This is a genomic window from Pseudomonas mandelii (assembly GCF_002251635.1).
In the GTDB taxonomy this organism is placed as follows: domain Bacteria; phylum Pseudomonadota; class Gammaproteobacteria; order Pseudomonadales; family Pseudomonadaceae; genus Aquipseudomonas; species Aquipseudomonas mandelii_B.
Map to the genome: position 1 here is coordinate 1 of NZ_NMOJ01000039.1, position 5,217 is coordinate 5,217.

The following is a 5,217-nucleotide window of genomic DNA, read 5'->3' on the forward strand; positions in this document are numbered from 1 at the left end:
GAGCGCCCCCATGAGCACGACCTACAGCATTTCCGACCTCGCCCGCGAGCTCGACATTACTACCCGCGCCATTCGTTTCTATGAAGAACAAGGCCTGCTCAGTCCTGAGCGCCGTGGTCAGGAACGCGTGTATACGCCCCGTGACAAGGTCAGCCTGAAGCTGATCCTGCGGGGCAAGCGCATTGGCTTCTCCCTGGCCGAGTGCCGCGAGCTGATCGAGCTCTACGACCCCACCGGCGGCAATCAGAAACAGCTCNACAGCATGCTGGCCAAGATCGCCGAGCGCCGCGAGCAGCTTGAGCAACAGTTGCTGGATATCGAACAGATGAAACTGGAACTGGACACGGCGCAGGAGCGCTGCACCCAGGCGTTGGAGCAGACGATCAAGAGCCAGGAAGTGGTTCAGTAAGTCCACGCAGTCCCCTGTGGGAGCGAGCTTGCTCGCGATGGCGGACTGTCAGCCAACATCAATTTTGAATGTCACGCCCTCATCGCGAGCAAGCTCGCTCCCACAGGGTTTTCTGAACATTCAGACAGTTAGCACAGGTCGATTCCCATGTCCCTACCCACCCACGTACGCCTGGTCGAAGTCGGCCCTCGCGATGGTCTGCAAAACGAACCCCAACCCATCAGCGTTGCGGACAAGGTGCAACTGGTCGACGCGCTGACCGCTGCGGGCCTTGGCTATATCGAGGTTGGCAGTTTTGTGTCGCCCAAATGGGTGCCGCAGATGGCCGGCTCGGCCGAGGTGTTTGCGCAGATNCAGCGCAAACCGGGCGTGACCTATGGCGCACTCGCCCCCAACCTGCGCGGGTTTGAGGATGCAATCGCGGCCGGGGTCAAGGAAGTCGCGGTGTTCGCCGCGGCCTCCGAAGCGTTTTCCCAACGCAATATCAACTGCTCGATCAGCGAAAGCCTGGAGCGCTTTGCGCCAATCATGGCGGCGGCCAAGCAGCACGGCATCAGCGTGCGCGGCTATGTGTCGTGTGTGTTGGGTTGCCCTTACGAAGGTGACATCGCCCCGGAACAGGTCGCGGCGGTCGCGCGCGAGTTGTATGCCATGGGCTGCTATGAGGTTTCCCTGGGCGACACCATCGGCACCGGCACCGCCGGCGCGACCCGCACGATGTTCGATGTGGTCTCGGCTGTTGTGCCGCGTGAAAAACTGGCCGGGCACTTCCACGACACCTATGGCCAGGCCATGGCCAACATCTACGCCAGCCTGCTGGAAGGTATCGCGGTGTTCGACAGCTCCATCGCAGGCCTTGGCGGCTGCCCTTACGCCAAAGGCGCTAGCGGTAACGTCGCCACCGAGGATGTGGTTTACCTGCTCAACGGCCTCGGTATAGAGACCGGTATTGATCTGGACGCTCTGATTTTGGCCGGCCAGCAGATTTGCTCCGTGCTGGGGCGACCGACCGGCTCGCGCGTGGCCAAGGCTCGCAGCGCACAGTGAGGCGTGCGGGTGTTACCGCTACGTCTGAAACGTGGGGCACAAGCGAGTAACACGGAAACAAATTGTCTGGTTTTGTCTGAACGAAAAATCTGACAAAAACATAACTTGTTGATTTTCAACGTATTTTTAAAGTTGGCACGGCTTCTGCTATCTCTATTGCATAACAAGAANAAAAAAAGCGCCAAACCTAATAAAAATAAGACGAAACGACTCTGACATAACAAAAACAACACGGCAGAGACGCAGCTAACAGATTTTTTTGGAGAGGATGTGCTTTTCAGGGTGCTTTTCGGAGTAACCCGCAACCGGGCAGAGAACAATAAAACTACCTTCAGGTAGCTACCCACTGGTTGGATCGATTACGAAGAAGCAGATCAGCGCTCAAAAAAATACGTTTGCTCTTGACCCCGGATGGGGGTCGCCAAAAACAGCGGTAAAGGGTAACGGTTGCCAAAAACAACAATAGACCGCCCCTCAATAATAAAAAAAGAGCACGCAACGACAAATTAAAGGGGACCTTCGGCTCCCCTTTGTGCTTTCTGCAATCCAGGTTTTCACCACCGCTTGTGGGAGCCAGCCTGCTGGCTCCCACAAGGGTGAAATTGTCAGACCTGCTTTTCGCGCAATTCCTCAATACTGATCTCGCGCATCCGGAATTTCTGGATCTTGCCGGTTACGGTCATCGGAAACTCTTCTACGAACTTGAAATGTTTGGGCGTCTTGAAGTGCGCAATGCGGCCCTTGCACCAGGTTTGCAGCTCCAGCTCGTTGGCGACATGGCCCGGGTGGAATTTGATCCAGGCGACAATCTCTTCGCCATAGCGCGAACACGGGATCCCGATGACTTGTACGTCCGCCACCGCCGGATGGGTAAAGAAAAACTCTTCCAGCTCACGCGGGTACACGTTTTCACCGCCGCGAATAATCATGTCCTTGTTACGCCCGGCGATGCACACATAGCCGTGCTCGTCCATGGTCGCCAGGTCGCCGGTGTGCATCCAGCCCGCGTCATCGATGGCGTCGCGGGTGCCGTCGGGGTTATTCCAGTAGCCGAGCATCACGCTGTAACCGCGGGTGCAGAGTTCGCCGATGGTGCCGCGCGGCACCAGGTTGCCGGCCTCGTCGATGATCTTGCTTTCCAGTTGCGGCTGGGTCCGGCCAACGGTGGTCACGCGCAGTTCCAGTTCGTCAGACGGGCCGGTCTGCAACGACACCGGGCTGGTTTCCGTCATGCCGTAGGCGATCTGCACTTCGCTCATGTGCATTTCACTGATGACCCGGCGCATGACCTCGATCGGACAGGTCGCCCCGGCCATGATCCCGGTACGCAGGCTCGACAGATCGAACTCGGCGCGCTTGGGTTGATCGAGCATGGCGATGAACATGGTCGGCACGCCGTAGAGTGCGGTGGCTTTTTCTTCGGCAACCGTGGTCAGGGTCAGGAGCGGATCGAAGCCATCATTGGGGTAGATCATGGTGGTGCCATGGGTGATGCAACCAAGGTTGCCCATCACCATGCCGAAGCAGTGATACAACGGCACCGGGATCACCAGGCGGTCATTGGCCGTCAGCCCGAGGCTTTCGCCGACCATGTAACCGTTGTTGAGGATGTTGTGGTGACTGAGGGTGGCCCCTTTGGGGAAGCCGGTGGTGCCGGAGGTGTACTGGATGTTGACGGCTTGATCGAAGTGCAGGCTGTCCTGGCGTTCACGCAATTGTTCGGCGGACACGCTGGCGGCGAGATCGCCCAGTTGTGACCACGGCAGGAAGCCCGACGGAGGTTGTGCATCCAGACTGATGACGCCGCGCAAGTCTGGGAGGCGTTCGCTTTGCAGCTTTCCGATGGATTGCTCCGCCAGCTCAGGCACCAGGCCTTGCAGCATGCCGTGATAGTCGGAGGTCTTGAACGCACCGGCGCAGACCAGCCATTGGCAACCGGATTGCTTTAACACGTATTCAAGTTCGGAGCTGCGGTAGGCCGGGTTGATGTTGACCAGGATCACACCGATTTTTGCGCTGGCAAACTGGATGATGCACCACTGCGCGCAATTCGGTGCCCAGATACCGAGGCGGTCACCGGCCTGCAAGCCGAGCGCCAACAGGGCTCTGGCGTGCAAGTCGACGGCGTCGGCAAGTTGCTGCCAGGTGTAGCGCAACTGCTGATGGCGCACGACCAGCGCCTCCCCGTTCGGGTATTGCGCGACCGTGTTGTCGAAAGCCTGACCGATGGTCATCGCCAACAAGGCTTTCTCTTGGGAACCACGGGTATAGCTGCGCTGCGGGCTTGCACTGGGTTGATCCATGACGACCCCTATTGTCTTTATTAGTGGGTGTTACGGCGGCTCCCACCGGGGTGGTTCGCCTTCTATAAACTGGCTCTACTCTCGCTCAAGGACGACCCCTATTGTCTTTATTAGTGGGTGTTACGGCGGCTCCCACCGGGGTGGTTCGCCTTCTATAAACTGGCTCTACTCTCGCTCAAGTTGACGTTAACGTAAAGGGTGATTGACAGCCATTCGTCACAGGCTTACGTTAACGTAAAGGTGAGAGCCGAATCACTGCCCTCCCCACCCTACAAAAAAGCCAAAAGGTGACCCATGAGCTACCCATCCCTGAACTTTGCCCTCGGCGAAACCATCGACATGCTGCGCGATCAGGTGCAGTCCTTCGTGGCCAAGGAAATCGCTCCCCGCGCCGCTCAGATCGACATCGACAACCTGTTCCCGGCTGACTTGTGGCGCAAATTCGGCGACATGGGCCTGCTGGGCATTACCGTCGCGGAAGAATACGGCGGTGCTGGCCTTGGCTACCTGGCCCACGTGGTCGCCATGGAAGAAATCAGTCGCGGCTCGGCGTCGGTCGCCTTGTCCTACGGCGCCCACTCCAACCTGTGCGTCAACCAGATCAACCGCAACGGCAGCCACGCGCAGAAGCTCAAGTACCTGCCCAAGCTGATCAGCGGCGAGCACGTCGGCGCGCTCGCCATGAGCGAGCCGAATGCCGGCTCCGATGTCGTCTCGATGAAATTGCGCGCCGAAAAACGCGGCGACCATTACGTGCTCAATGGCAGCAAGACCTGGATCACCAACGGCCCCGACGCCAATACCTTCGTGATCTACGCCAAGACCGACCTGGAAAAAGGCCCTCACGGCATCACCGCCTTTATCGTCGAGCGCGACTGGAAAGGCTTCAGCCGCAGCAACAAATTCGACAAGCTGGGCATGCGCGGCTCCAACACCTGCGAGCTGTTTTTCGATGACGTGCAAGTGCCGGAAGAAAACATCCTCGGCGTACTTAATGGCGGCGTCAAAGTGCTGATGAGCGGCCTGGACTACGAACGCGTGGTGCTGGCGGGTGGCCCGATCGGCATCATGCAAGCGTGCATGGACCTGATCGTGCCGTACATCCACGATCGCAAGCAGTTCGGCCAAAGCATCGGCGAATTCCAGCTGATCCAGGGCAAGGTCGCCGACATGTACACCCATCTCAACGCGNGTCGCGCCTACCTGTACGCCGTGGCCCGGGCCTGCGAGCGCGGCGAAACCACACGCAAGGATGCCGCTGGGGTGATCCTTTACACCTCCGAGCGCGCCACGCAAATGGCCCTCGACGCGATCCAGATTCTCGGCGGCAACGGCTACATCAACGAATTCCCCGCCGGGCGACTGCTGCGTGACGCCAAGCTGTACGAAATTGGCGCCGGCACCAGTGAGATTCGCCGCATGTTGATCGGTCGCGAACTCTTCAACGAAACCCGCTGA

General features: G+C 58.8%; 4 protein-coding genes. 3 read left to right on the forward strand and 1 reads right to left on the reverse strand.

Annotated elements, in window-relative coordinates; translation table 11 throughout:
- Positions 1 to 10 precede the first annotated feature (10 nt).
- Both B7L09_RS05800 and B7L09_RS05805 read left to right on the forward strand, forming a co-directional pair.
- A complete protein-coding gene (locus tag B7L09_RS05800) occupies positions 11 to 409 on the forward strand; it encodes a MerR family transcriptional regulator (RefSeq protein WP_094468098.1) in 399 nt (132 codons plus the stop codon).
- A gap of 147 nt (positions 410 to 556) precedes the next feature.
- Complete coding sequence (locus B7L09_RS05805; RefSeq protein ID WP_094468095.1) at positions 557 to 1,456, forward strand: hydroxymethylglutaryl-CoA lyase; 900 nt, start codon at positions 557 to 559, stop codon at positions 1,454 to 1,456.
- A 605-nt stretch (positions 1,457 to 2,061) separates the two neighbouring features.
- Here B7L09_RS05805 and B7L09_RS05810 read toward each other — a convergent pair.
- Positions 2,062 to 3,759 (reverse strand): AMP-binding protein, encoded by a 1,698-nt coding sequence (locus B7L09_RS05810; RefSeq protein ID WP_094468096.1) that lies wholly within the window; start codon positions 3,757 to 3,759, stop codon positions 2,062 to 2,064.
- A gap of 294 nt (positions 3,760 to 4,053) precedes the next feature.
- On the opposite strand from B7L09_RS05810, the gene B7L09_RS05815 reads away from it, so the two are divergent.
- On the forward strand, positions 4,054 to 5,217 hold the full coding sequence (locus tag B7L09_RS05815; RefSeq protein ID WP_094468097.1) for an isovaleryl-CoA dehydrogenase: 1,164 nt from the start codon (positions 4,054 to 4,056) through the stop codon (positions 5,215 to 5,217).

Excerpts from the sequence above, each read along its gene's own strand:
- B7L09_RS05810 (WP_094468096.1), bottom strand. The coding sequence starts at position 3,759 with ATGGATCAACCCAGTGCAAGCCCGCAGCGCAGCTATACCCGTGGTTCC.